This window comes from Methanococcus maripaludis (assembly GCF_013760955.1).
Lineage (GTDB): Archaea > AGJL01 > Methanococci > Methanococcales > Methanococcaceae > Methanococcus > Methanococcus maripaludis_A.
In genome coordinates, this window is sequence record NZ_JACDUL010000001.1 from 497,856 (window position 1) to 520,327 (window position 22,472).

Sequence of the window (22,472 nt, forward strand, 5' to 3'; positions counted from 1 at the left end):
AATGCTTGCAATTGCAACAAAACTTACTAAAATTAATTATGATTATGAAAAATTGCTTGAAATAAACAGAACCGTTTCAAAATCTTTTGATTACCACGTTATAGATGCTGAAACTACTTTGTTAGATGAAAATATTCTTGAAGACTTAAAAAAAGCAGTTTTGACGGTTCAAAGTAAAAGAACCGATTCTTTTGAACTTTTGGAAAAATATGCATCATATGATTTTGATATATGCGTTGTTTTAGGAAATCGCGCATATCTTTCAGAAAAAGAGTCTAATTTTAAAAAAACAAGGATTTTGGATGTTTTAGAAAAAGCAGTTTCTTACAAAAATAAAATTTGGGTAGGAACTGAAGGGGTCGAAAAACTTGTAAAAGATTTTATCGAAAAAAACGATTTAATTTCTTATTATGTTTACGGCTGTGAAAATCCAGATATTTCTTCAAAAAAAGCAATTTACATACCTTATTGTAAAAAAATGGATGAAAATATTTTAAATTCCATGAAAAACTACCTTGGACGGCGTGAAGATTATCACGGAAACTGGCAAGATTTTATAATTTCACTTGAAGACTTAAAAAATAAAGATTTAAATAAATTTAAAGACCATGTTATTGTTGGATATCCAATAAATCAGGATTATGAAAATATTTTAAACTTTAAAAATAAATTTTTGAAAAAATAACTTTTTTTATTTATTATTTTTTTATCGAATTCATGAACCGGTGTTTTATTTCTGTTGGAACTAAATTGATATTTGGAACGTTTTCGTTGTGTGGTTTTGCTTTTGCCACAATTACTTTTGTGCCGGATTCACTTAATGCGAGTTTGAGTGCATCCCTTAACTGTTCTTCATTAGCTACACCAATTGAATCTATTCCGCATGCTTTTGAAACCTGGTATAAATCAGTACAGGTCGAATGAGTTTCCTGATTTCCAGTTGATCCGTAAGCGCAGTTGTCGACAATTAATAGTAAAAAGTCTTTTGGAGCAGTTTTTCCAATTGTTGCAAGAGAGCCCATGTTCATCAGAACAGAACCATCCCCATCAATTGCAATTACCTTTTCATCTACAGAAAGTGCTAACCCATGTCCGATGGATGATGATAAACCCATCGATCCTAACATGTAGAAGTTTTTTTCCCTGTCGTTTATTTTAAAGAGTTCTTTACTTGGGATTCCGATGTTACAAACAACTATTTCATCGGTCACGTATTCCAGTAAAATTTTAATAATTTCATATCTTGTAAGTTCCATACTATTCCCCGTACTTTTGAATTATTTTTTTTAAATCGAGTTTTCCATTGTGTATTGTAGTTCCAATCAATACTCCAGAAATTCCAAGTTCCTTTGAAATTTTCAAATCTTCTTCAGATTTAATTCCGCCACCAATATATATGGGATTACCTGTTTTTTCTAATATATCTGTTATTAATTCTACGTTAATTCCATTCTGAGTTCCAACTGATGAAATATCTAATATTATTAAAGGCATTTTTTTATCAATTTCTTTTAAAAGTTCATCTAAATCATAATTTAAAAGTTTTCCATCCTTAAAATCAAGACTTAAAATAATATGTTCCTCTTTTAAAATGGAAACATCATTTAGAGTTTCGGTACCAAGAATCGTCATTTCAGAATATTTTTTAACGTTTTCTAAATCGTTTCTGTCTTTGACTCCAAAATCAGTTATTTTAAAAATATCGAGACTTTTTACAATTTCAAAATTGTTTCCAGTACCCATTATCGAGTTTAAATCTGCGATATATACTTTTTTTGCCCCATTTTTCTTGTATTTTGTAATTATATCTTTAGGGTCTGAAGAATCGCATAAAACAGATTTTATTGGAACGTACTCTTTTCTATTCCCGCTTTTTCCAGAAACTGCTAAGCCATCCATTAAATCAATAACTGGTATAATCTCCATAAAAACACCTTTAAAACGAATAATAACTAAATCTAAAAATGAATTTCAAACTTGTAAATTATATAATTTTTCCTAATTTATAAATTAAAATAGATTCTTTCAAAAACCGAAATAATTTTGAAATAAATAATTTAAAAAGAGATTTTTGTTGAAGGGTCCAAAATGGTTTCCGTTCAACGAGTTATTTTCTTCAGTCGTAGGATACCGAAATTTAATTATTTCATTTCGTCGACCTTTTTGATCAACATTTTCATTATTTCTGCATCTGAAAGCATTCCTTCAGGAGCTTCGATAACTTTTCTTAGTTCGATTGGAACTCCGTCCATTCTGTAAGCAGTTCCTGTAACTTCAAGTCCAGTTATTGCTGGAGGAATTACAATGTTGGAAATTACAGATGATGGAGTTTCGTGAGGATCGATACATACAAGCGGGATTTTTGCCATGTGCTGTACTGCTTTTTGAGGGAAGTGAGCACCAGCATCTGATGCAACGTTGATCATCATGTCGGTGTCTCCTCTCTGCAATACATCGTTTGAAGCAGTTTCTCCGGGGTTGTATCTTGGGTATCCTCTTGAGAAGTCTACACCGTATGGGTATCCAGTAACCCAGGTTGAAACCTGGTTGAATCCGTTAACGTTGTAGTGTCCCCTCATTGGAGTCAATACAAACTTAGTATATGCATTCATATCAATTACAAACTGAATAGCATTGTCAATAATTCTGTGTTTTCCCCTGCTCATTGTTACGCCCATCGCGAAGAAGAGTGAACCAAACTGGGCATTTTTACAGATGTCGACTGCTTCGTAGATGGTTTCCGTTGGAACACCAGCAACTTGTTCAGCTTCAATATTAAATCCTTTTGCTGCAGCTCTCAGAGCACTTACAAGCTCATAATCCTTATGAGGCTCCACTTGGAGGTGAATGTCAGCGAGTTTTGCAGTATCCGTTTTTCTCGGATCGACCACAATCATCTGTCTGTCTTGTCTTCCTCTTTGTCGGAAAAATCCTCTCGGGAATACTGAGTACCTGCTCATGTGTCTTGGATGAGCATGCATCGGGTTTGAACCCCAGAACAAGACAACGTCTGCTCTGTTTTTAGTTTCTCCTAATGTTGAAACAGGGTATCCTACATCCTGTACAGCTAAAAGTGAAGGCCCGTGTCAAACACTCGCGGTGTTATCCACAATAGCTTTCGTTTTTTCAGCCAATAATACACCTAATTGTTGTGCATGGCATTCTGCAGAACTCCACCCGTAAATGAGTGGTAACTTTGCTTCGACGAGTAACCTTGCGGTTTCTTCTGTCGCAGTCTCGTAGTCAACCTTTTTAAAGTCATCTTTTTTATTTTCCCTCATGAGGGGGTTTTCATGTCTTACAGCGCCCTCGAAGTGCATAAATTTTGCATTTCCGATTCTACATGCATTTCTAGTCCCAACTACATGGTTATTTTCTACAAGAACTTCGATATCATCACAAAGAGTTCCACAGAATGGACATACGACATTCTTAAACACTTCCACTTTTATCACCCAAAAAAAATGGGAATGGTTATTTCAATATCAATGCTTCTTTTTTGACCTTGTTACATGCTTCAATACATTTCAAGCACATTACACAGTATCCTTTGAGAGGCATTTTGTCGTCACCGGTAAGTTCCAGTGTTTTCTGTGGACATACGTCTACACATTCGCCGCATTCATTACATAATGCAGGGCTGAATTCAACTCTTGTGTATTCCTTACCTTCATGAACCACTTTGCCCATTTTTAAAGCGCCGGTTGGACACTTCATTGCACAAGCACCGCATCGAATACACATTGCGAATTCGTTTGCTTTTTCGGTTTTTTTCTTTGAAGGTAATTCTAATCCTTTCGGATTAACTACTTTTATTGCACCTGTTGGACACTTCAGTGCACAAGGTCCACAGTATGCACATTTATCTTCTAACCAGACAAGACCTTCGTCAGTAACTGGTTTTGCGCTTGCATATTCAACTTCCAAGCTAATAGCTTCAACTGGACAGCTTTCTACACATAGTCCACATGCAGGACATGCAACTGGTAATTTAACACCTAAAGCTTCACCATTGTATTCAATCATTGAACCAGGACATGCTTCAACACACTTTTCACAACCAATACATTCTTCCTCATTAACTGTGAAAGATTTGATTGTTTTCTGTCTTTTTTGAGGCATTTTTCCTGCTACAAAGATTGCGTTCCATGGACAGGTTTGTGAACATACCGTACAGTATATACACTTGTCTGTATCGATTACTGCGATATCTTTGATAGATATTGCATCAACCGGGCACTCTGGAACACATACACCACAAGCAACACAGTCTTTTGTAACTGCAATTGGTTCTTGTGGAATAATTATTTCTTTTTTAGGCTTTTCAGCTTTTCCAGGAAGTGAAATTATTTCAGCAGGGCAGATATCAACACATTTCTCACAAAGAACACAGTGTCCTTTGGAGTACGGGAATCTGTCATCTACTTTTTTGATTCCTTGAGGGCATGCTTTTGCACATGCTCCATCTAAATCACATTTACTTCCGTTGAAAACTAATTTTCCATCTTTAACAACTAATGCCCCTGTCGGACATGCGTTAGCACAACTAAAGCACTGAATACATGTCTTGAAGGGGGCAATCTCTATTGCCTCTGTCGGGCATGCCTTCGCACAGGCATTACACACAAGGCAAGCATCCTCTTGAATAGATATTCCTGCCAAATGACAACCCCCGAAAAAATTTTTAAAGGTATGGGGCCTTCTATTGAAGGTTTCTCTAGCCTCCCATTAGGGTTCGGTTAGAGAATATTTATTCTTCTTTTATGACTTCAAGGAGAACTTTTCCTTGTTCGTCTTTTACAATCATGTGCGCTGCACATGAATATCATGGATCGTATGCCCTTAGCACGATCTCGATTAAATTTAATTTTGCCTCATCTACCATCTTTACCACCGTGCTTATTTGAAGATCACTTCAGCAGCTTGTTGGATAGCTTTTTCCATGGTAGGTACATTGTGTGTCGTAGCTACAATCATATTTGCTTTTACAACAATTCCTTTATCATCCGTTTCGTAATTGTGGATTAATGTACCTCTTGGAGCGTAAATCGCACCAACACCATTTCCTGCTTTAGGTTCAACTTCTGCCTTAATATCTGTTGAAGTTATTTCGGAATCTTCTAAAAGTTCCTTGACTCTTTCGCATGAACCGAGTAACTCGATCAATCTTGCATGGTTGTATGCTAATGATTGGTTTGCTGGTTTTCCGAAAGTGTCTGCGAAATCTTTTCTAGCTTCTTCGGCAAGAGGTGTAGGCATTGAGTCACATACGTTAATCATTCCTAATGGTCCTACTCTGTAGAGCCCTTCTGGATATCCAACTTTTTTGTTGTATGGATATTTAACGTAGTTGTGTTCTACAACGTGTTCACCGATGTTATCTAAATATTCTGAAGGTTTAAAGTCAGTTATTTGTTTTCCATCAGGGGACATGAATCTTAACGTGTCTCCGTAGAAATTATGTTTACCATCTTTTACTAAACCTAAATACCAAGTATCGATTACACCGAGTGTTTTTGCAAGATCCATGTATTGTTCATTGAGTGCTTTGATAAGAGCGACACCTTCTTGACCAAATGCAATCATTTCGTCAATTTCTTTTAATAATTCGTCTCTTTTTTCTTCACTCAATGCTTTGGATACCCCACCAGGAACTCCTGTAACAGGGTGAATTGCTCTACCACCAATTGTTTCAACAATTGATTGGCCAACTCTTCTCATTGCAATTGCTTTTTTAGCAACTTCAGGAGCTGCACCGATAACTCCAATAATGTTTCTAGCTGCAGGATCTGAATCTGGACCGAGTACAAAATCAGGAGCTGCCAAGTAATAGAAGTGTAATGCGTGGGAGTGCATCATGTTTCCAAGGTGCATTAATTCTCTTAATTTTCCTGCTGCGCTTGGTATTTCTGCGCCCCATGCAGCATCTACTGCTTTAACACTTGCCAAGTGGTGCGGAGTCTGACAGATTCCACAAATTCTTGGTACTATTCTTGGTACTTCCTCTGCAGGCCTACCTATAACAAACTGTTCGAAACCTCTAAGGGCAGTAATATGTAATTTTACATCTGTTGGTTTTCCCGAATCGTCTAAGGTTATTGAAACCTTACCGTGCCCTTCTAAACGGGATAGAGGTTCGATAGTAACCTTACCCATAGAGTCACCATCCTTAAATTATATTTTTTGAATTATTAGTTTATTCTTTTTGGATTTTTTTAGATACTAAAGCAACAGGTAACGTGAATCTGTTTAGTGTTGCAACCTTATCCGGGATATTGAGTGCTGCTTCTCCTGCATTTGCATAAGTGTTTGCAGCTGCTGCCCCTTGATCCAAAGTTTCGTCAGTTTTACCGTAGCATCCTCTACAAGGCATATTTGCTGATGGACACATCGCACCGCAACCTGCTCTTGTAGCCATACCCATGCACGTGTATCCTTGTTCAAAGAGACATTTATCTGGGTCAGGAGTTCCCTGGCCAGATCTTTTGAATTCCGTAGGGAATACATTCTCTTTTGTTCTTGGACATTCATCACATACAATTTTTGTAGGTAATACTGGTTCTTTTCCTTCTAATAATGCAACAATTGCTCCTGCAGTCAATGCTGGCTTTGGAGGACATCCAGGGATTACGTAATCTGCCTTAACTACTTCAGTTATAGGTTTTACTGTAGTAGTTAATTCAGGAACTCCATCAGTTGGAATAACTCCAGGGTTGTCTGTTGAAACTGTTGTATAAACTGTTTCTTTGAGTTGTTCTGGAGTGTAAAGGTTTCCAAGTCCAGGAATACCTCCAAAAGCTGCACAGGATCCCCATGCAATCACTACTTTTGATTTTTCCCTGATTTCGTGAATCAAGTGTTCATCGTGTTCGCTTCTTACTCCGCCTTCGACTAAGAATACGTCCACATCAGGAATTTCCTTTACGTCGGCAATGATTGGAGCGTAAACAATTTCCAAAGCTGGAAGAACGTCCAAAAGGCCTTCGTGTAAGTCAAGTAGTGATATATGGCATCCAGAGCATCCGCAGAGTTGTATAATGCCTACCTTAACTTTATCTGCCATTTAATCACCTTGTGATTGGTAAAAATTCCCTAACAGAGGGCAGTCCTTTTACGAGTCCGTTTGGTTCCCCGCAAAATTCATTCTCTTTTTAAACCGTTTTACGCTTTGAATGGGTTAGGTCCTAATTTTTTAACTCTATCAGTCATTTCGTTAACTGATTCGGTGAATTTACCTGCGTCAGCACCTGACATGAAGAACATTTCAAGTCTTTCGCCACCAATTCCGAGTTCATCTAGGATCTGTTTTCCAAATTTAACCCTTTCTTCAGCTTTGAAGTTTCCAGTTTCGAATGCACATTCGTTTGGTTTTCAACCTGCAACGAATACAGCATCAGCACCTTTTTGGAATGCTCTTAATGCATAGGTAATATCGAATTTACCTGTACATGGCACTCTAATAGCTCTAACTGATGCAGGGTATTGCATTCTGCTTGTACCAGCCAAATCGGCTGCACCGTATCCTCACTGGTAACATACAAAGGCCATAATTACGGGTTCTGCCATAATATATCCCTTTTTTAATTTTTTAATTAAATTAACTCGTAACTCATCAGAACTTCCCTGGTTTTAACCTTCGGGTTGTTCGTCATATGATATGAATTAACACCTATCCTAACTTAATTTTGCTGAGAATTTAATTTTAATTGATAATTAGTTATTTATTCGTTCATTCCCTGTTCCTTGTGCTTAAATTATTCTTCTAACATTTTTGCGGCATTGAGAATACCATCGATCATACCGATGACTTGCTCATCTCGGTAGTATCTTAACTGCATTGCACCACTTGGACATGCTGCTGCACATGCACCACATCCTTTACATGCAACGTCGTCAGAGATTGCCACCAAGTGACCGTCTTTTTCTTCGTAAGTAATTGCGTTATATGGACACATTAAAGCACATACTTTACAGCCACCGCATACTTCTTCGTTAACTGTTGCCCTAATCATTTCGATCTTGAACTGACCTTGTGACATTGGAATTGCAACAGCACTTGCGGCACCTTTTGCCTGTGCTACTGTATCTGGAATATCTTTTGGTCCTTGAGCGACCCCTGCAATTGCAATACCATCAACTTTCGTGTTAACAGGTGCTAATTTAGGGTGTAATTCTTTAAAGAATCCTTCTGGACCTCTATCAATACCAAGCATTTTACCAAGTTCAGCGGCATCTTTTTTAGCCTCTAAACCTGCTGAAAGAACAACTAAATCAGCGTCGATCTCTAAAATTTCTCCCAAGAGGGTATCTTCTACTCTCACGGTCAAGTTTTTAGTTTCTGGATCTTCGATAATGTTAGCTGGTCTTCCCCTAATAAATTTAACTCCGAACTGGTCCTGAGCTCTCTTGTAGTACTCTTCGTACCCTTTACCGAAAGCCCTGATATCCATGTAGCAGATATAAACTTCTGCATTAGGGTCGTGCATTTTCATTAACTGCGCATTTTTCAATGCGAACATACAGCATACTCTTGAACAGTATGGGTTTCCAACTTTCTCGTCTCTTGAACCAACGCACTGTATATATACAGTTCTTTTTGGTGCTTTTCCGTCGCTAGGTCTGATTTCGTGCCCGTGGGTTGGACCAGCAGGGTTAATCATCCTTTCAACTTCGAGAGTTGTAATTACGTTGTCGTAAACTCCGTATCCATACTCTTCTTTTCTGCTTGCATCGAACTCATCGTATCCTGTTGCGGTAATAATTGTACCGACATTAATTTTGAGTTCTTGAGGTTTCTGATCGTATCTTACTGCCTCTGCACAGCAAACTTTTGCACAAAGTCCACAATCAATACAGTGATCTTTATCGATTGTGTAAAGTAATGGAACTGCTTGTGGGAATGGAACATAAATTGCTTTCCTTGTACCTAATCCTAAATCAAACTCATTAGGCACTTCAATTGGACATGCTGCTGCACATGCACCACATCCGGTACAGGTGTCCTCATCAACATATCTTGGTTTTTTCTCGAGGGTAACATCAAAGTTTCCGATGTAACCATCGATATTTTTAATCTCAGCAAATGTAATTAATTCAATGTTAGGGTGGTTAGCTGCTGACACCATTTTTGGTGCGAGAATTCACATTGCACAATCGTCTGTTGGGAAGGTCTTTGCAAGTTGCGCCATCCTTCCTCCGATTGATTCATCTTTGTCTACGAGGTAAACTTTGAAGCCTTGGTCACCAAGGTCAAGCGCAGACTGAATACCTGCGATACCTGCACCGATAACCATACAGCTTTTATCTACTTCTACGACTTTTTGAGGAACGTCTTCTAATTTCTTAGCTCGTTCGACTCCACCAGCAATCATTTCACATGCTTTGTTTGTTGCTGCTTTTACATTGCCCATGTGGACAAATGCGTCGTGTTCTCTAATATTTACAAACTCTAGGTAGTACGGGGATATTCCCGCATCCTGTAGGCAACCTCTAAAGGTTGGCTCGTGGATCTTAGGCGTGCATGCTGCAACTACAATCCTGTCCAATCCATGCTCTTTGATCGCGTCTTTAATAAGACCTTGACCAGGGTCCGCACACATGAACGGGTATGTAGCTGAAACAACTACTCCGTCTAATTTAGAAGCGAAATCCTTTACGGCTTCACAATCCACTGCACCATTGATGTTTGCACCACAGTAGCAGACGAATACACCCACTTTGGGGTCACTCATGGATTCACCTCCACATATAACAAGTAAGGTAATTGGTATACATTTATACTACACTCACCTGCTTATAAAAAGATACATTCTTGAAATTGCTAATATCTACTATTAATATTAGAAAAAATAATAACCGGCTTTAAAAACAGTTGTCTACGGTCTTGAAGAATATTAAAATAGTATCCATATATCTTAATGGCATACCATAAATTTTCTAATTGCTCTAAAAAAGGGTAGATTGTTAAAAAATAATATTTGAATGAACCGTTTGATCAAAGAATATTACTATACGTTTAAAATTAATAAGTAGACCGTTAGATATATATATCAAAAGTTGAAATGTATAAATTGCACGGTGTGGGACAGTAGTGAGATTGTTATTTTAAACCCCCCTCATACCCCCACTTCACTACTGATGACACCGTGTGGGAGATTTGATCTCCCAATCCCATTCCCACCCCTCATATAATGTAATAATTTAAAAAACTCTTTTATTTACCAGTAATATACTACTAACAATTTACAAAAAATTTAAAAACCCCTCCCCGTTCTATTTTAATAATTATCAATACTTTACATAAACCACCCCCTATTTCTTACCCCTCCAATTTTTTTATATTTTTAAAAATTAACTTGGCGACTTTTTTATAGAAGTAATCTTTAAATACTGTACAAAAATAGTATGCTAAGTGTCAATTTCATACATGCGAGGGATTTCATGGATTTACTTTTATTGTTGTTTAGCGCCATATGGTATATTTTGCCTGCATATGTAGCTAATGCGGTTCCTTGTATTTTAGGCGGGGGAAGACCTGTTGATCTTGGAAAAAATTTTTTCGATGGTAATAGAATTATCGGAAATGGTGTAACTTACAGGGGCACTTTTTTTGGAATACTTTTTGGAATAATTACCGGAATTTTACAGCATTTTATTGTTATATTATATATGGATCCCCAATCAGTTTTTAACTACGGGCTAACTGGATATATTATTCTCGGCTTTTTATTAGGAACGGGTGCTCTTTTTGGAGATATGCTTGGAAGCTTTATAAAAAGACGACTCAAATTAAATCAAGGCCAGTCTGCCCCACTTCTAGATCAGATGACGTTTATAGTATTTGCATTAATATTTGCATATCCATTATACCAACAACCAGTAAACTTAATGGTAATCTTATTGGTAATCTCCCCGATAATCCATTTTTCCTCGAATATAATCGCATATAAACTCCATTTAAAAAAAGTATGGTGGTAATCACCAACAAAATCGATTCTATTTTTTCAAATCCGCGAATTCAATAATTTATATATAGTAAAAAAGGGTAAATGAATTCTGTGGCAAAATTAAAGTTTAATAAAGTTCAAAGAGATCTTTATGAATCCGATGTCCATTTTCAAAATAATCAAGTATGCTTTGTTTAAAAGTACGGAAAAACATTTTAGATTTGGGTATCTCGGTTTTGTTTTATTCCAGTATTGTTAACGCTCGTTAATCCAAAAATACTGCGTATCTAGTTTATAAAAGTTTTATAACGTGTTTATATTAGTCGATTACATCATACTACACGACTATCCATTTTCAAGAGGTGTTTTATGCTAGGCATTTCAGACCCCTATGTATTAAGTGCATACGTGCTCTGCATCTTGAGTACACTATTATGCGTGATATACGGGGCATTAAATTGGAATAAAGGTTCAGAAACCGAAACAGAAGAAATTGAAGAAGAATTAAAATGGGAAAAAGAAGAAGAAAAAATGGAAGATGAAATCGGAACGGTGGTCTAAATGGATATCATTCTTCTAAACGTGATTGTGTTAGTTTATCTTTTAATTGTTGGATACCTTGGATACAAAGGTTGGAAAGGAACTTCGAGTGCTGAAGACTACATGGTTGGAGGTAGAAAAATCCACCCATTTGTTATGGCAATGAGTTACGGTGCCACATTTATTAGTACTGCAGCAATTGTTGGTTTTGGTGGATTCGCAGGCTTATTTGGTATGAGTTTACTATGGCTGACGTTTCTAAATATCTTTTTAGGTATCTTTATAGCATTCGTATTTTTCGGGAAAAGAACCAGAAAAATGGGCCATAATTTAAATGCACTTACATTTCCAGAACTTCTGGCGAAAAGATTTGAAAGCAAGTTCATACAGTGGTTTTCAGGCCTTTTGATATTTTGTGCAATGCCAATATATGCCGCAGCAGTGTTAATTGGTGCTGCAAGGTTCATTGAAACCACACTCAACATTTCATTTGACGTTGCACTGCTCGTATTTTCTGTAATTATTGCAGTGTACGTTGTAATGGGCGGTTTAAAAGGTGTGATGTACACAGATGCATTTCAGGGAACCATTATGTTTTTTGGAATGTTGTTTTTGCTCTACATGACCTACGATATACTCGGAGGAGTTACTACCGCTCATCAAGCAATTACAAATATGTCAGGCATGGTTCCGGCAAATCTTGCAAGTATCGGGCATGCCGGATGGACCTCGATGCCGACATTTGGTTCTCCAATGTGGTGGACAATCGTTTCAAGTATAATATTAGGTGTTGGAATCGGAGTTTTGGCACAGCCTCAGCTCGTTGTTAGATTCATGACTGTAAAAAGTAACAGGGAATTAAATAGGGCAGTTTTGATTGGTGCAGTCTTCATTTTAATTGCGACAGGTACTGCATACGTTGTAGGAACGCTTTCAAACGTTTACTTTATGAATACAGAAGGAGTTCTATCAATTGGTGCAACAGTCTCTGAAGCATTTCCTACAGGAAACAGTGACAGTATCATGCCACTATACATCAACAAAGCAATGCCTGAATGGTTTATTTACATATTCTTGGTTTCACTACTTGCCGCTGCAATGTCTACTATTTCAAGCCAATTCCATGCCCAGGGTACGTCGATTGGAAGGGACGTTTATGAAACTCTCTGTGGTAAAAAAGGATTGAATTCAGTAATTATCACGAGATTTGGAATAATTGTAGCAATAATAATTGCAGTAATCCTTGGATACATACTTCCAGGAGGAATAGTTGCAAGAGGAACTGCATTATTCTTTGGACTCTGTAGTGCTGCGTTTTTACCCGCGTATGCACTTGGATTATTCTGGAAAAGGACAACAAAAGAAGGCGCGATTGCAGGCCTACTAACAGGTACGTTTGTAAGTCTTTTCTGCCTATTATTCGTTCACGAAAAAGAAGCAGCCGCACTCGGAATTTCAAAGATGTTGATTGGAAGAGATGTTTTGATTTCCACAATGCCTTGGCCATTTGTAGATCCAATGGTAATCTCACTACCACTTGCATTTATTGCAACAGTAGTGGTAAGTCTATTAACAAAGGCGCCTTCAGAGGATCACCTTAAAAAGTGCTTTAAAGGAATTTAATTTCTCTTTTTTTATTTTGTTGACATTTTTAATAATTCATATCGGGCTTATTTTTAAAATCTAACTTTTTACCGGCTTTGGTGCAATATTTATACTTGTTGTGCATAACATGATTATGAATAATATTTATGTTGTAGCCGAAATACCGACTGGTGAAAAAATGATATTTCTTGATCTGGAACTCAAGGATTCTCCCGGAGAGCTTTTGAAAGCTTTACAACCGATTTCTTCTGCGGGAGCCAATATTTTTAGTGTTATTCATATGCGCGAAAATAAAACACAGGACGGAAGAGTCCCCGTAAAAGTCGTGATCGAAAAATTAAACGATAATCTGTTAAATTCTATCGTGGAAAACCTTGAAAAACTAGACGTTATCGTTGCTAAAATAAACGAAAAAATGAAAAAAACGAACCTCGAAGTTGTAGTCGTTGGACATATCGTAGATACTGATGTACTCGATACTATCGACAGGATTAATGAATTTGGGGTAGTTGTTGATTTAGATTTAACAATGCCTGATCCTGTTGCGGAATCTTCTGCAAGAATGAGAATAACGATAGATAACGAAAAATTAAACGAGCTTTATGACGAATTTGATAAAATAGCTAAAGAAAAAGGTTTGTTGTTTATTAAATCATGCTAAGGGGATATTTATGAAGATAATTCTTGTAGGATTTGGAATAATTGGTAAGGGTGTTTTAAAGACCATTACCCTCAAATCAGAACATTTAAAGAATAGATATGGAATGGATTTACAAGTTGCTGCAATTTGTGATAGAAGCGGTGCTGCAATTGATGAAAACGGCCTCGATTTGGAATTAGCTTTGAAAGTTAAAGAAGAAACAGGAAAAATTGCAGATTATCCAGAAAAAGGATGCGAAATGGGCATTTTAGAAGTTATTGAGTCAGTAAATGCGGACGCTATTGTTGAGGTAAGCCCTACGAACATTGAAACCGGTGAACCTGCAAAATCATACATGTTAAAAGCGTTTGAAACCAAAAAACACGTCGTAAGTGCAAATAAAGGTCCCCTCGCAGTTTCATTTAAAGAACTCGTAAAATGTGCAGAAGAAAATAAAGTTTGTTTCAGATATGAAGCTTCAGTCGGTGGCGCAATGCCAATAATCAATCTTGCAAAGGAAACACTAGCAGGAAATGATATTAAAGTAATAAAAGGAATTTTAAACGGGACTACAAACTATATACTAACCAAAATGGAAAAAGAACAGCTTGATTTTGATATGGTATTAAAAGAAGCCCAGGAACTCGGTATTGCTGAAACAAACCCTCATCAGGATATCAGCGGATTGGATACTGCTGCAAAAATTGTAATTTTAGCAAATTCAATATTTGGAAGAGATGTAACAATTAAAGATGTGGAATTAGAAGGAATTACAAGAATTACTCCTGAAGCGCTTGCGATGGCAAATAAAAGTGGCCACACTATAAAATTAATAGGGGAAGTTACAGATGAAAAACTCATAGTATGCCCAAAACTTGTACCTATTGACAGTCCTTTAAACGTTAAAGGAAGTTTAAACGTTGCAATGGTTAGTACGGATCTTGCAAACGATATTGTAGTTGTTGGAACCGGTGCAGGAGACATTGAAACTGCTTCTGCAATTCTGAGCGATTTAGTAAATATTCACCAGACAATGAAAAACTAATATATCTTTTTTAAAACGTTTTTTAATAAACTTTAAAAAGAAAGTAAACAAAAAGGCTTATATATCTTTAAAATAGTTTATATCTTGGCTTGTGGCACGGGGTGCTTATCTTGGTAGATGAGGGCGGACTTCAGATCCGTCGAGTTCCGTTGGAATTCGGGGTTCGATTCCCCCCCTGCGCCGTTTTATATTTTTGGTGGGCTTTATGGACAAAATGTACTCTAAAAAAGGGGGAATTCCCGAACTAAAAGAGTTAATATCTATTTTAAACAATTTTACTGGAATTATCTCCCTTGATAATGCCAGATTATATTATATCGACTCAAAACTTGTTTTTTCTAGTTTAAATGATAAAGAAATGGATTTAAAAGATATTTTTAAAAATATCCCCGAAGAATTCCAGATCGAAGCTAAAAACATGGATTACGATCGGGTAAACAGCTTGCTCGATAAAGTTCTTTCGAAAAATCCAGATGTTAAATCCGTTTCAAAAGATATTTTTGTCGATGTTTATGGAAATATTGAAAATTATGTGGGGCATGGGCTTTTTAAAGTTACATTATTTCCTAGAAAATATAAAGATGAAATAGGAACTATTTTATTTTCAAACAAAGATGAAATTGCTGCAATACACCAGAAAAAGGATAAAATTCTTGTCGGTTTGAAAGCATTGAATAAAATAAAGACTATTTTTGCAGTTAGCGATGTAAAAATATGCCCTGAACAAATATCAAAACAGGATTTAGATGAAATATTAAAAGAAAATAGGGATGCATTGTTGAAAAATTTTGTATCATTTGAAGAATTGATAGAAAAAATTAAACAAAAATCTCCAAAAATTGTTGAAAATGATTCGTTATATAATATACTCCCAAAAAACCCGTCGATCGTTGAAATTGTTGAAAAAAATGCAATACTTGTTTCTAAAGACAAAACTCCGATTATGGCATTTTTAGGGGAATACGACGGAGATAAAGCGTTTAGAATTATCAAAAATTTCTGTATATTAAATAATACCATCTTTAAAATCTACGAATTAACTGAAGACGAGTTTAAAAATATTAAGGAATTCAAAAACGCCAAAATAAAAGATATTAATTAAATTTGTTTTTTAACAATTTCATAAGCTTTTTTTAAATCCCCTGACTCCAAAATTGCTTTTTCTGCCGCTTCTTTTGAAATTCCCTGTTCTTCCAAAGCCTTGACGCCTTCTTCAAACATTTTTGATTTCTTAATTATTTCTTCGGCGAGTTCTTTTTTAAGTTCCATGTATTCATCTTCGCCCATATCTATTGCAAGCATTGCGCTGTCCCTAAATGGACATGGTTTTGTAATCTTGCAGCACCAGATTAAACTTCCAAAACAGGTGTTTTTGCCAAGCCCGAGTCTTGTTCGGCTTCCAAAATCTTGTTTCATTTTTGAAAATTCTTCTACAGGTATATCAATTGATTCTAACGCCTTGTGTAATGGGCAGTATTTTACAGGAGGGCAGCAGAATGCAAGTCCCCTTAAATCGCCGCCTCTGCAGATGTGTGAAGGGGAATTTTCCCACATATAAATCACCTAAATCATATTTCTAACAATTTCAACATAATTATTAATTAGCTCATTTAAAAGGAATCTTCCATGAGTTCTGTCTAAAAAAACGCCATTTTCTTCCACAGATCTTGCTTCTAAATCTATAGCTTCGTTTTTTTCCCTTGCTTCTTTTAGACCGACCATTCCAATTTCTTCGTAAATTTCAGGATCGTGGGTCTTCATCTTATCTTCTGAAAGTATTCCAACTGCATATCCCAAGGATACTTCATCAGTTGCTGCATGGGTTAAACAGACGTTTTCCATTCGGATAAAACAGTTTTCATGATTTAATTTTGAAATTTCGTCTTTTATTAGGGTGTTTCCACCATGGCAGTTTATAATCAAGAATTTATTTATCCCAATTTTTCTGCCATTTTCAACCAGATATTTAATATAATTAATTACATCTTTGATGGAATCGTGAATACCGTGTTTCACGTAAGAATATTCTGTTGAAGGAAGTACTACGCCTAAAAATTTTGCTCCGGTAATTATTGAAACATTTAATGCAATATATGATGCAATTTTTGCATCGGTATCTATTGGAAGGGCTGAACCGTGATTTTCAAGAAATGATCCAAGAGCAATAATTCCTATCCCGTGGACCTTTTCATTGAAAATATTTCCAGAACCGTATCTTAAATCAACCATAAATTTCACATTTTGGCTTTTTTAAGAGCCCTTCTGTATTTTCCGTATTTATCAACGGGAGAAAATCTAGGCGGTTTTATTGTAACGGATTTTTCATTGCAGCCACTACAAAAATCTTTCAATGTGTATTTTCCACATTTAGGGCATTTTTTCATTCTCATAGTATCAATTACTCTTCAACTCGTACAAAACTACCTTTTCCACCAGCATATCCTTTTATGAAGTCGATTGCTTCTTCAGATACCATTCTTAAAACATCTTCTCCACTTTTGTAGTCTGGTGCGAGTACTTCTACCCTATACTTTGGAGCTCCGATGTAAGTGATATTTACTTCCACGTCTTCGTAAGGGTTTGCTTTTAAAGCTTTTTTCAAACCGTTTTTAATGATTTTTACTCCCGCAGCATCTGTTGTTGTAAGTGAAACTATTCCTGCAACTTTAACATTTGAAAGTTCGATATTTTCACTTGCAACTTCGTAAATTACATCTGCCCATTCTTGTGGAAGTGGTGTTTCAAGTTCATCTAAAACTTCTTTTCCTTCGATAACGATTGATTCAAAAGCGTCGTATAATTCCCCAAATTCATCGATTAAAGGATATCCAACAATTTCCCATCCTTCTTCGATCGTTTTTCCAAGTTTTTCTGATGCGAACTGGAGTAATTTTTCAGCTCTTTGGAATCTCTTCCATTCCTGAACTTTTACTTTTTTCTGCTGGTCAGTTGCCCTTTTTAATGAAAGATCGATCTGGTTCTTGTGAGGCGTTACTCTCATTACCTTTGCAACGACTCTTTGACCCTTTTTAATATGGTCTCTTATGTTTTTAATCCATCCTGAGGAAACTTCAGAAATATGAACCATCCCTTCCTTTCCAGGATACTCTAAAAGTTCGATAAAGGCCCCGAAAGACTTAACGTCAATAACATTTCCGATTACAATGTCCCCTTCTTCAGGAAAATCCTTTCTCATGATTCCACCTTGATTAACTTATAATACGCATATGGAGTGTTTATACCCACTAGTATTTAAACAATTATAAAATCGAACTACTTTGAAAGACTTTTAAAAAAGAATAAAAAGAGTTATTGTAATACTTCTAAGATTTTTGCTTTGATTGCGCCTTTTGAAGCTTTTGGTTCAGCAATGATTTTGCCGCATCCTGCACATTTAACTTCTGTTGAAGGGCATCCAAAGATAACTTGTTCATTGTTGCAGTCTGTACATTGAACTTTTAAGAATCTGCTTTTAGGTTTTGAGATTAATTGCATGTTTTCTCACCGTTTTTCTTAATTATTCTATTAATTCAAACATTCTTGCTCTGAAGCCACCGTTGCTTCTAGTGTGCATTTTTCCGCATTCGGAACATTTGTATCTTAAATCCAATTTTTTAATTGGTTTAGCTCCTCCAGGTAAAGGTCTTGGGTAACCTCCGTATCCTGCAGTCACTCTTCTGAATTGTCTTTGACCCCATTTCAATTCGCTAGCTTTTCTTTTTTTAGCTCTTTCTACTGTGTGTGCAGTGTGCTTTTTACAGTATGGGCAGTATCTGTTCATCTTTTTTTTCATCTTCATGGATGTTCACCCGTTTAATAATATTGTGTTTCTCTAAAATCTTTGAAAATTTCCTATCCAAAGAGATAACGTCATTCTTGTTTAAAACATACTGTAAATTCCCATCGGTAAAGCAGGGGAACTTAGTGATGACTCTTACAATATCAATATCACTTTCACTATTTATATGTTTTGGTTTTTGACACTTATCGGTTTGTTCTTCCGGTTTATTTAAATTAACTGAAAATTTGTCTTTTTTTTTATCGGATTCATCTAATTTTGGAATGTAATCTTCAGTACCACTTCCATAGCAGGTTTCTTCGATAAAATTTATGACCTTTTTTTCATCTTGAATAAATTTATTCGGACTTTCTTTTAAACAGTTTACCTTGTAAATTCTAAAACTTAAAAGATTATTTAGGTAATATTTTACTCGTTTTGATTTAGCATTATCATCGATTGTTTCGAGATAGTTTCGGGCATCTTTGTAAAAATTTTCCGGAAGGTCGGATAAACCGTCTTTAAAAAATTCGTTGAAAAATGCATCCCTTATTTTCTTATACATGGTTTTTCACGTTGCGATAATAAAAAAAATAAAATTTAGGATTCAATTCTTGGTGCAAGTAAGAAGACGAGTTTTGAACCGCTTACTTCGTACTCGATTTTAACAGGCATGTCTGAACCAAGGTATATTTTTAAAAGGTCTTCTGCCGCAGTTGATTTTGTTAAATCTTTTAAATAAGCTAAATTGAAAGTACTTCTTGAAGCTTCGCCCATGTTGAATTCTGCAAGAGCATTGTCGTCATCTTCAATACTGTTATCAAATACAGTTTCACTCTGGTTTAAATCGCCTTTTGAATAGATTATAAATTTATCTTCATCGATTTTCAAAGTGATGTGATCATTTACAAGTTCTGCATCTTTTAAGGCTTCAACAAATGCACCTGCTTTGATTGAAACGCTGTTTGGATATTCTATGTCTGGAACTTTCAAATTGCTTGATGAAACATCGTATAACGCGATTGAAAACTTCCTTGTAACGTTGCTTTTAAAAGTAACATTCAATTTGTTTTTTTCCGTATCAAGATCAAGAATTAATTTTTCGTCGCCCCTTCCTCTCGCAATGATTTTTTTGAGTGCTTCCAGATCAATTCCGATATCTTGAATATCCCCTTCGTATTCTTCAAAAACGTCTTTTGGCATTTCCATGCTCACTAAAGCCACGTGTGACGGATCCATTGCACTTGCTTTGATACCGTTTTCGTCCACTTCAAAACAAATCTCATCTACTAAATTGCTAGTTGCATTAATAACTTTTTTAAAATCTCTTGTATTACATGTAGCCCTGAACATTCATTCACCAGTGATTTTTAATTCATATGAATTATTGTACAAAAAATATATATGGTTTTTTAAGTGATTCAAAAATTATTTTCCTGAAACAAAGTCCCAGAATGATTTTATTGCGCTTGGGTTTCTTGGTTTCTTTCCTTTTACAAGATACATGTATCTAGTAAGGTCTAAATCTTCAATAGGAACTATTTGTAACTGGCCTGCATCTGCCGCTTTTTTTGCAGGAATTTCTGAAATAATTGATATACCGTATCCTTCTGAAACTGCCGTAATTATTGAAGAATTACTTCCAAGGCTCATTATTGTGTGTAAATCCATCATTGAATATCCTTTATCCTGTAAAGCATCTACAAATATCTCCCTTGTACCCGATCCAACTTCCCTGTCAATATAATCTTCTTTTAAGAGATCTGAAAATTTTGCAACTCCTTTTTTCGCAAGTTGATGTTCTGGTGGGACTATGAGTACCAGCCTATCTTTTCCTATAACTTCACTTTCGTATGATCCATCATAAATATTTCCAACTGCAATTATGTCGACTGTCCTGTCTTCTAAAAGCTTGAAACATTTTTCAGAATCGGTAATTTGAATCTGAAATGATACATCTCGAAAAACTTTAGTATAATCTTTAATAATGCTTGGGAGCAAATGTTCTCCAGGCGTAGTACTTGCAGCAATTCGAATTACTCCTTCAGGATGCTCGTGGAGAATTCTCATCTGTTGTTTTGCGTTAGATATATTTTCTAGTAACTTTTCTGCATTTTCGTATAGAATATTTCCTTCAGTAGTTAAATCAACTCCTTCGGGAGTTCTCAAAAAAAGCTGTGCATCAAAAAATTTCTCTAAAACAGATATGTGGTTGCTTACAGTTCCTTGTGTAACGCCCAATTTTTTCGCGGCTTTAGAAAAGCTTTTAGTCTTTGCGGCAAATAGAAACGTTTGAAAATAACTAATTTTTGGGTCCATGATATCACTATTATTAAACATTTATCTTAGATAAATAGATACTATTAGAAAAACTAATATATATATGCATGCCACTATTTTCCTAAAACCATATTGCGAAATTAAAATACAATATCTCGGTGAACAGATGATAATTCCACACAGAAAACCATGTATTGAGTCAGAAATCCGAAGTTCTGGAAATCTCGAAGAATTAAGAAATATATTAAATGATCTTTTATTTTCTGAAAAAGAAATTCATATTCTACCTTCAGGAAATTCTGCAATCCATATCACTTCAGAAATTATATCAAAATTAAATCCGAATTCAAAAACATTAATTCCTGACATGGGCGGATGGAAAGGTTTTGAAACATACTCTAAATTATCAGGATTGAATGTTGAAACACTGGAGACAGATCTCGGAGTAGTTAATACTGAAACTCTCGAAGAAAAAATTAAAGAAAGTGGTGCAAAATCTCTCTTTTTAACGTCACTTGCAGGATACCTCGCAGAACAACCCCTAAAAGAAATTGCAAAAATTTGTAGTGAAAATGAAGTTTTGTTTATTGAAGATGTTTCTGGAAAAATCGGAGGGGACTGCGGATATGGGGACATGGTTGTTTGTTCAACAGGGTCGCCAAAAATTATAAACTGCGAATATGGCGGATTTTTAGGAATTTCTAAAGAAATCATTGAGGTATTAAAAGACAAAAACTTAAAAGAAGATATTAAAAGTCTTTTAAAAACATATAAAATGCCAGATATTTACGGAAAATTAATAGAAGAAAGTTTGCTCTCAAAAAAATCATATAATTCTTGCGTAAATTTTTCAAATATATTTAAGGAAAATATGGAAAATGCATACTTTAAAGATTCCAATGGGGTTTCTGTATTCTTAGAATATGAAAATCCAAAAGAGATCGCCAAAAAAATAGACAAATCAGTTAAACTGGATAATGGAAAATCAATTATTACAATTTGCCCATTATATGAAAGAATTTTAAGAAAAGGAATCGTTTTAGAGATAAAAAAAATGGATATTCATAAAATAAGCGAGAATGAGATGTACGAGATATTAAATTTTTTTAAAAAATAAAGAAAAAAGAATAGAGTGTGTATGAGTACAGTTGTGAGATTTCATATACCCCCACCACTGCTGAAAACATTTAAAATCCATATCCCCATATAATATTAATATGGAAGATATTTAAATGTTATTAATTAAATCCAATAATCAATTTCAACGTAATACGAAATAGCATTAATTAAAATGCTGTTTTAATTTTTTCAGTTGCTTTTTTCATTGATATCCTGATTAAACCAAGGTTAACTTTTGAATCAGAGAGTACAACCAAAATTCCCTCTCCTGCATCAGTCATTAACGTTTTACCAAATTCTGCTTCGACCATCATTTGTTCGAGAGCCCCTTGGCCGATTTCTGTTGCAGTTCTTTCTGCGGAACCAAATGCTGCGGAAGCCATTGCACCGATAAGTTCGCTATCGAGGTTTGATGGAATTTGTGATGCAATAACAAGCCCATCTTTACCTACAACCATTGATCCCTTTATTCCTTCAGTTTTACTCAAATCTGCAAGAATTCTGTCAATCATAAATATT

Annotated in this window: 27 protein-coding genes and 1 tRNA gene; 9 read left to right on the forward strand and 19 right to left on the reverse strand. The window is 35.6% G+C overall.

Features of this window, described 5'->3' with window-relative positions; genetic code table 11:
• Position 1 precedes the first annotated feature (1 nt).
• Entirely contained in the window at positions 2-685 is a 684-nt protein-coding gene (locus HNP90_RS02820; protein ID WP_011977346.1) for a hypothetical protein, read from the forward strand.
• Positions 686-698: 13 nt separating this feature from the next.
• Here the strand turns inward: HNP90_RS02820 and comE are convergent, their stop codons facing one another.
• From comE to HNP90_RS02860, 9 genes are all read right to left on the reverse strand, one after another.
• The gene (gene comE, locus HNP90_RS02825; protein ID WP_011977347.1) at positions 699-1,256 is read right to left on the reverse strand and encodes a sulfopyruvate decarboxylase subunit beta; all 558 of its coding nucleotides are present in this window, start codon (positions 1,254-1,256) and stop codon (positions 699-701) included.
• Between the two features lies 1 nt (position 1,257).
• The gene (locus HNP90_RS02830) at positions 1,258-1,926 is read right to left on the reverse strand and encodes a HisA/HisF family protein (protein ID WP_011977348.1); all 669 of its coding nucleotides are present in this window, start codon (positions 1,924-1,926) and stop codon (positions 1,258-1,260) included.
• Between the two features lie 215 nt (positions 1,927-2,141).
• A complete protein-coding gene (locus tag HNP90_RS02835) occupies positions 2,142-3,446 on the reverse strand; it encodes a formylmethanofuran dehydrogenase subunit B (protein ID WP_011977349.1) in 1,305 nt (434 codons plus the stop codon).
• Positions 3,447-3,474: 28 nt separating this feature from the next.
• Positions 3,475-4,662 carry a F420-non-reducing hydrogenase associated-polyferredoxin VhuB gene (gene vhuB / locus HNP90_RS02840; RefSeq protein ID WP_011977350.1) on the reverse strand — a complete coding sequence of 396 codons (1,188 nt, stop codon included), beginning with the start codon at positions 4,660-4,662 and terminating at the stop codon, positions 3,475-3,477.
• A gap of 88 nt (positions 4,663-4,750) precedes the next feature.
• A complete protein-coding gene (gene vhuU / locus HNP90_RS09395) occupies positions 4,751-4,885 on the reverse strand; it encodes a F420-non-reducing hydrogenase selenoprotein subunit VhuU (protein WP_011869457.1) in 135 nt (44 codons plus the stop codon).
• Between the two features lie 14 nt (positions 4,886-4,899).
• Positions 4,900-6,156 carry a F420-non-reducing hydrogenase Vhu subunit A gene (gene vhuA / locus HNP90_RS02845; protein ID WP_011977351.1) on the reverse strand — a complete coding sequence of 419 codons (1,257 nt, stop codon included), beginning with the start codon at positions 6,154-6,156 and terminating at the stop codon, positions 4,900-4,902.
• A gap of 40 nt (positions 6,157-6,196) precedes the next feature.
• Positions 6,197-7,063 carry a F420-non-reducing hydrogenase subunit VhuG gene (vhuG, locus tag HNP90_RS02850; protein WP_011977352.1) on the reverse strand — a complete coding sequence of 289 codons (867 nt, stop codon included), beginning with the start codon at positions 7,061-7,063 and terminating at the stop codon, positions 6,197-6,199.
• Between the two features lie 98 nt (positions 7,064-7,161).
• The gene (vhuD, locus tag HNP90_RS02855) at positions 7,162-7,566 is read right to left on the reverse strand and encodes a F420-non-reducing hydrogenase iron-sulfur subunit VhuD (RefSeq protein ID WP_011977353.1); all 405 of its coding nucleotides are present in this window, start codon (positions 7,564-7,566) and stop codon (positions 7,162-7,164) included.
• 188 nt (positions 7,567-7,754) lie between these two features.
• The gene (locus tag HNP90_RS02860) at positions 7,755-9,731 is read right to left on the reverse strand and encodes a CoB--CoM heterodisulfide reductase iron-sulfur subunit A family protein (RefSeq protein ID WP_011977354.1); all 1,977 of its coding nucleotides are present in this window, start codon (positions 9,729-9,731) and stop codon (positions 7,755-7,757) included.
• A 709-nt stretch (positions 9,732-10,440) separates the two neighbouring features.
• On the opposite strand from HNP90_RS02860, the gene HNP90_RS02865 reads away from it, so the two are divergent.
• The 7 genes from HNP90_RS02865 (at position 10,441) to HNP90_RS02895 (ending at position 15,878) form a co-directional block, all read left to right on the forward strand.
• The gene (locus HNP90_RS02865; protein WP_011977355.1) at positions 10,441-10,977 is read left to right on the forward strand and encodes a CDP-2,3-bis-(O-geranylgeranyl)-sn-glycerol synthase; all 537 of its coding nucleotides are present in this window, start codon (positions 10,441-10,443) and stop codon (positions 10,975-10,977) included.
• Positions 10,978-11,315: 338 nt separating this feature from the next.
• Positions 11,316-11,507, forward strand: coding sequence for a symporter small accessory protein (locus HNP90_RS02870; protein WP_011977356.1), 192 nt, complete (start codon positions 11,316-11,318; stop codon positions 11,505-11,507).
• The gene (locus HNP90_RS02875; protein ID WP_011977357.1) at positions 11,508-13,109 is read left to right on the forward strand and encodes a sodium:solute symporter family protein; all 1,602 of its coding nucleotides are present in this window, start codon (positions 11,508-11,510) and stop codon (positions 13,107-13,109) included.
• 160 nt (positions 13,110-13,269) lie between these two features.
• Entirely contained in the window at positions 13,270-13,752 is a 483-nt protein-coding gene (locus HNP90_RS02880) for a hypothetical protein (RefSeq protein WP_011977358.1), read from the forward strand.
• 10 nt (positions 13,753-13,762) lie between these two features.
• Positions 13,763-14,776, forward strand: a complete 1,014-nt coding sequence (locus tag HNP90_RS02885) for a homoserine dehydrogenase (RefSeq protein ID WP_011977359.1) — start codon at positions 13,763-13,765, stop codon at positions 14,774-14,776.
• Positions 14,777-14,869: 93 nt separating this feature from the next.
• A tRNA-Sec gene (locus HNP90_RS02890) sits at positions 14,870-14,959 on the forward strand.
• A 22-nt stretch (positions 14,960-14,981) separates the two neighbouring features.
• A complete protein-coding gene (locus tag HNP90_RS02895; protein ID WP_011977360.1) occupies positions 14,982-15,878 on the forward strand; it encodes a hypothetical protein in 897 nt (298 codons plus the stop codon).
• On the opposite strand, the gene HNP90_RS02900 is transcribed toward HNP90_RS02895, so the two are convergent.
• From HNP90_RS02900 to HNP90_RS02940, 9 genes are all read right to left on the reverse strand, one after another.
• Positions 15,875-16,330, reverse strand: coding sequence for a methanogenesis marker 9 domain-containing protein (locus HNP90_RS02900; RefSeq protein WP_011977361.1), 456 nt, complete (start codon positions 16,328-16,330; stop codon positions 15,875-15,877). The genes HNP90_RS02895 and HNP90_RS02900 overlap by 4 nt on opposite strands.
• Before the next feature lie 9 nt (positions 16,331-16,339).
• Positions 16,340-17,005, reverse strand: a complete 666-nt coding sequence (arfB, locus tag HNP90_RS02905; protein WP_011977362.1) for a 2-amino-5-formylamino-6-ribosylaminopyrimidin-4(3H)-one 5'-monophosphate deformylase — start codon at positions 17,003-17,005, stop codon at positions 16,340-16,342.
• Between the two features lie 5 nt (positions 17,006-17,010).
• Complete coding sequence (locus HNP90_RS02910) at positions 17,011-17,166, reverse strand: RNA-protein complex protein Nop10 (RefSeq protein WP_011977363.1); 156 nt, start codon at positions 17,164-17,166, stop codon at positions 17,011-17,013.
• Positions 17,167-17,174: 8 nt separating this feature from the next.
• Positions 17,175-17,972, reverse strand: coding sequence for a translation initiation factor IF-2 subunit alpha (locus HNP90_RS02915; RefSeq protein WP_011977364.1), 798 nt, complete (start codon positions 17,970-17,972; stop codon positions 17,175-17,177).
• 113 nt (positions 17,973-18,085) lie between these two features.
• The gene (locus HNP90_RS02920) at positions 18,086-18,271 is read right to left on the reverse strand and encodes a 30S ribosomal protein S27e (RefSeq protein WP_011869442.1); all 186 of its coding nucleotides are present in this window, start codon (positions 18,269-18,271) and stop codon (positions 18,086-18,088) included.
• A 22-nt stretch (positions 18,272-18,293) separates the two neighbouring features.
• Positions 18,294-18,575: a 50S ribosomal protein L44e gene (locus HNP90_RS02925; RefSeq protein ID WP_011977365.1), complete on the reverse strand. Its 282-nt coding sequence runs from the start codon at positions 18,573-18,575 to the stop codon at positions 18,294-18,296.
• Positions 18,532-19,119 (reverse strand): DNA replication complex GINS family protein, encoded by a 588-nt coding sequence (locus HNP90_RS02930; RefSeq protein ID WP_011977366.1) that lies wholly within the window; start codon positions 19,117-19,119, stop codon positions 18,532-18,534. The genes HNP90_RS02925 and HNP90_RS02930 overlap by 44 nt, the downstream gene beginning before the upstream one ends.
• A 35-nt stretch (positions 19,120-19,154) precedes the next feature.
• Positions 19,155-19,907 carry a DNA polymerase sliding clamp gene (locus HNP90_RS02935; protein ID WP_011977367.1) on the reverse strand — a complete coding sequence of 251 codons (753 nt, stop codon included), beginning with the start codon at positions 19,905-19,907 and terminating at the stop codon, positions 19,155-19,157.
• 75 nt (positions 19,908-19,982) lie between these two features.
• Positions 19,983-20,873 carry a selenium metabolism-associated LysR family transcriptional regulator gene (locus HNP90_RS02940; protein WP_011977368.1) on the reverse strand — a complete coding sequence of 297 codons (891 nt, stop codon included), beginning with the start codon at positions 20,871-20,873 and terminating at the stop codon, positions 19,983-19,985.
• Positions 20,874-21,000: 127 nt separating this feature from the next.
• Here HNP90_RS02940 and HNP90_RS02945 point away from each other — a divergent pair, with 127 nt between their 5' ends.
• A complete protein-coding gene (locus tag HNP90_RS02945; RefSeq protein ID WP_048060425.1) occupies positions 21,001-21,951 on the forward strand; it encodes a PLP-dependent aminotransferase family protein in 951 nt (316 codons plus the stop codon).
• A gap of 169 nt (positions 21,952-22,120) precedes the next feature.
• Here the strand turns inward: HNP90_RS02945 and HNP90_RS02950 are convergent, their stop codons facing one another.
• The gene (locus HNP90_RS02950) at positions 22,121-22,465 is read right to left on the reverse strand and encodes a roadblock/LC7 domain-containing protein (protein WP_011869436.1); all 345 of its coding nucleotides are present in this window, start codon (positions 22,463-22,465) and stop codon (positions 22,121-22,123) included.
• Positions 22,466-22,472 lie beyond the last annotated feature (7 nt).

Coding starts and splice junctions, on each gene's coding strand:
- HNP90_RS02935 (WP_011977367.1), bottom strand. CDS start 19,907: ATGTTCAGGGCTACATGTAATACAAGAGATTTTAAAAAAGTTATTAAT.
- HNP90_RS02875 (WP_011977357.1), top strand. CDS start 11,508: ATGGATATCATTCTTCTAAACGTGATTGTGTTAGTTTATCTTTTAATT.
- HNP90_RS02930 (WP_011977366.1), bottom strand. CDS start 19,119: ATGTATAAGAAAATAAGGGATGCATTTTTCAACGAATTTTTTAAAGAC.
- HNP90_RS02885 (WP_011977359.1), top strand. CDS start 13,763: ATGAAGATAATTCTTGTAGGATTTGGAATAATTGGTAAGGGTGTTTTA.
- HNP90_RS02895 (WP_011977360.1), top strand. CDS start 14,982: ATGGACAAAATGTACTCTAAAAAAGGGGGAATTCCCGAACTAAAAGAG.
- HNP90_RS02940 (WP_011977368.1), bottom strand. CDS start 20,873: ATGGACCCAAAAATTAGTTATTTTCAAACGTTTCTATTTGCCGCAAAG.
- arfB (WP_011977362.1), bottom strand. CDS start 17,005: ATGGTTGATTTAAGATACGGTTCTGGAAATATTTTCAATGAAAAGGTC.
- HNP90_RS02910 (WP_011977363.1), bottom strand. CDS start 17,166: ATGAGAATGAAAAAATGCCCTAAATGTGGAAAATACACATTGAAAGAT.
- HNP90_RS02900 (WP_011977361.1), bottom strand. CDS start 16,330: ATGTGGGAAAATTCCCCTTCACACATCTGCAGAGGCGGCGATTTAAGG.
- HNP90_RS02865 (WP_011977355.1), top strand. CDS start 10,441: ATGGATTTACTTTTATTGTTGTTTAGCGCCATATGGTATATTTTGCCT.
- vhuA (WP_011977351.1), bottom strand. CDS start 6,156: ATGGGTAAGGTTACTATCGAACCTCTATCCCGTTTAGAAGGGCACGGT.
- HNP90_RS02820 (WP_011977346.1), top strand. CDS start 2: ATGCTTGCAATTGCAACAAAACTTACTAAAATTAATTATGATTATGAA.
- HNP90_RS02925 (WP_011977365.1), bottom strand. CDS start 18,575: ATGAAGATGAAAAAAAAGATGAACAGATACTGCCCATACTGTAAAAAG.
- HNP90_RS02915 (WP_011977364.1), bottom strand. CDS start 17,972: ATGAGAAAGGATTTTCCTGAAGAAGGGGACATTGTAATCGGAAATGTT.
- HNP90_RS02920 (WP_011869442.1), bottom strand. CDS start 18,271: ATGCAATTAATCTCAAAACCTAAAAGCAGATTCTTAAAAGTTCAATGT.
- HNP90_RS02945 (WP_048060425.1), top strand. CDS start 21,001: ATGATAATTCCACACAGAAAACCATGTATTGAGTCAGAAATCCGAAGT.
- HNP90_RS02830 (WP_011977348.1), bottom strand. CDS start 1,926: ATGGAGATTATACCAGTTATTGATTTAATGGATGGCTTAGCAGTTTCT.
- HNP90_RS02950 (WP_011869436.1), bottom strand. CDS start 22,465: ATGATTGACAGAATTCTTGCAGATTTGAGTAAAACTGAAGGAATAAAG.
- vhuG (WP_011977352.1), bottom strand. CDS start 7,063: ATGGCAGATAAAGTTAAGGTAGGCATTATACAACTCTGCGGATGCTCT.
- HNP90_RS02880 (WP_011977358.1), top strand. CDS start 13,270: ATGATATTTCTTGATCTGGAACTCAAGGATTCTCCCGGAGAGCTTTTG.
- comE (WP_011977347.1), bottom strand. CDS start 1,256: ATGGAACTTACAAGATATGAAATTATTAAAATTTTACTGGAATACGTG.
- HNP90_RS02870 (WP_011977356.1), top strand. CDS start 11,316: ATGCTAGGCATTTCAGACCCCTATGTATTAAGTGCATACGTGCTCTGC.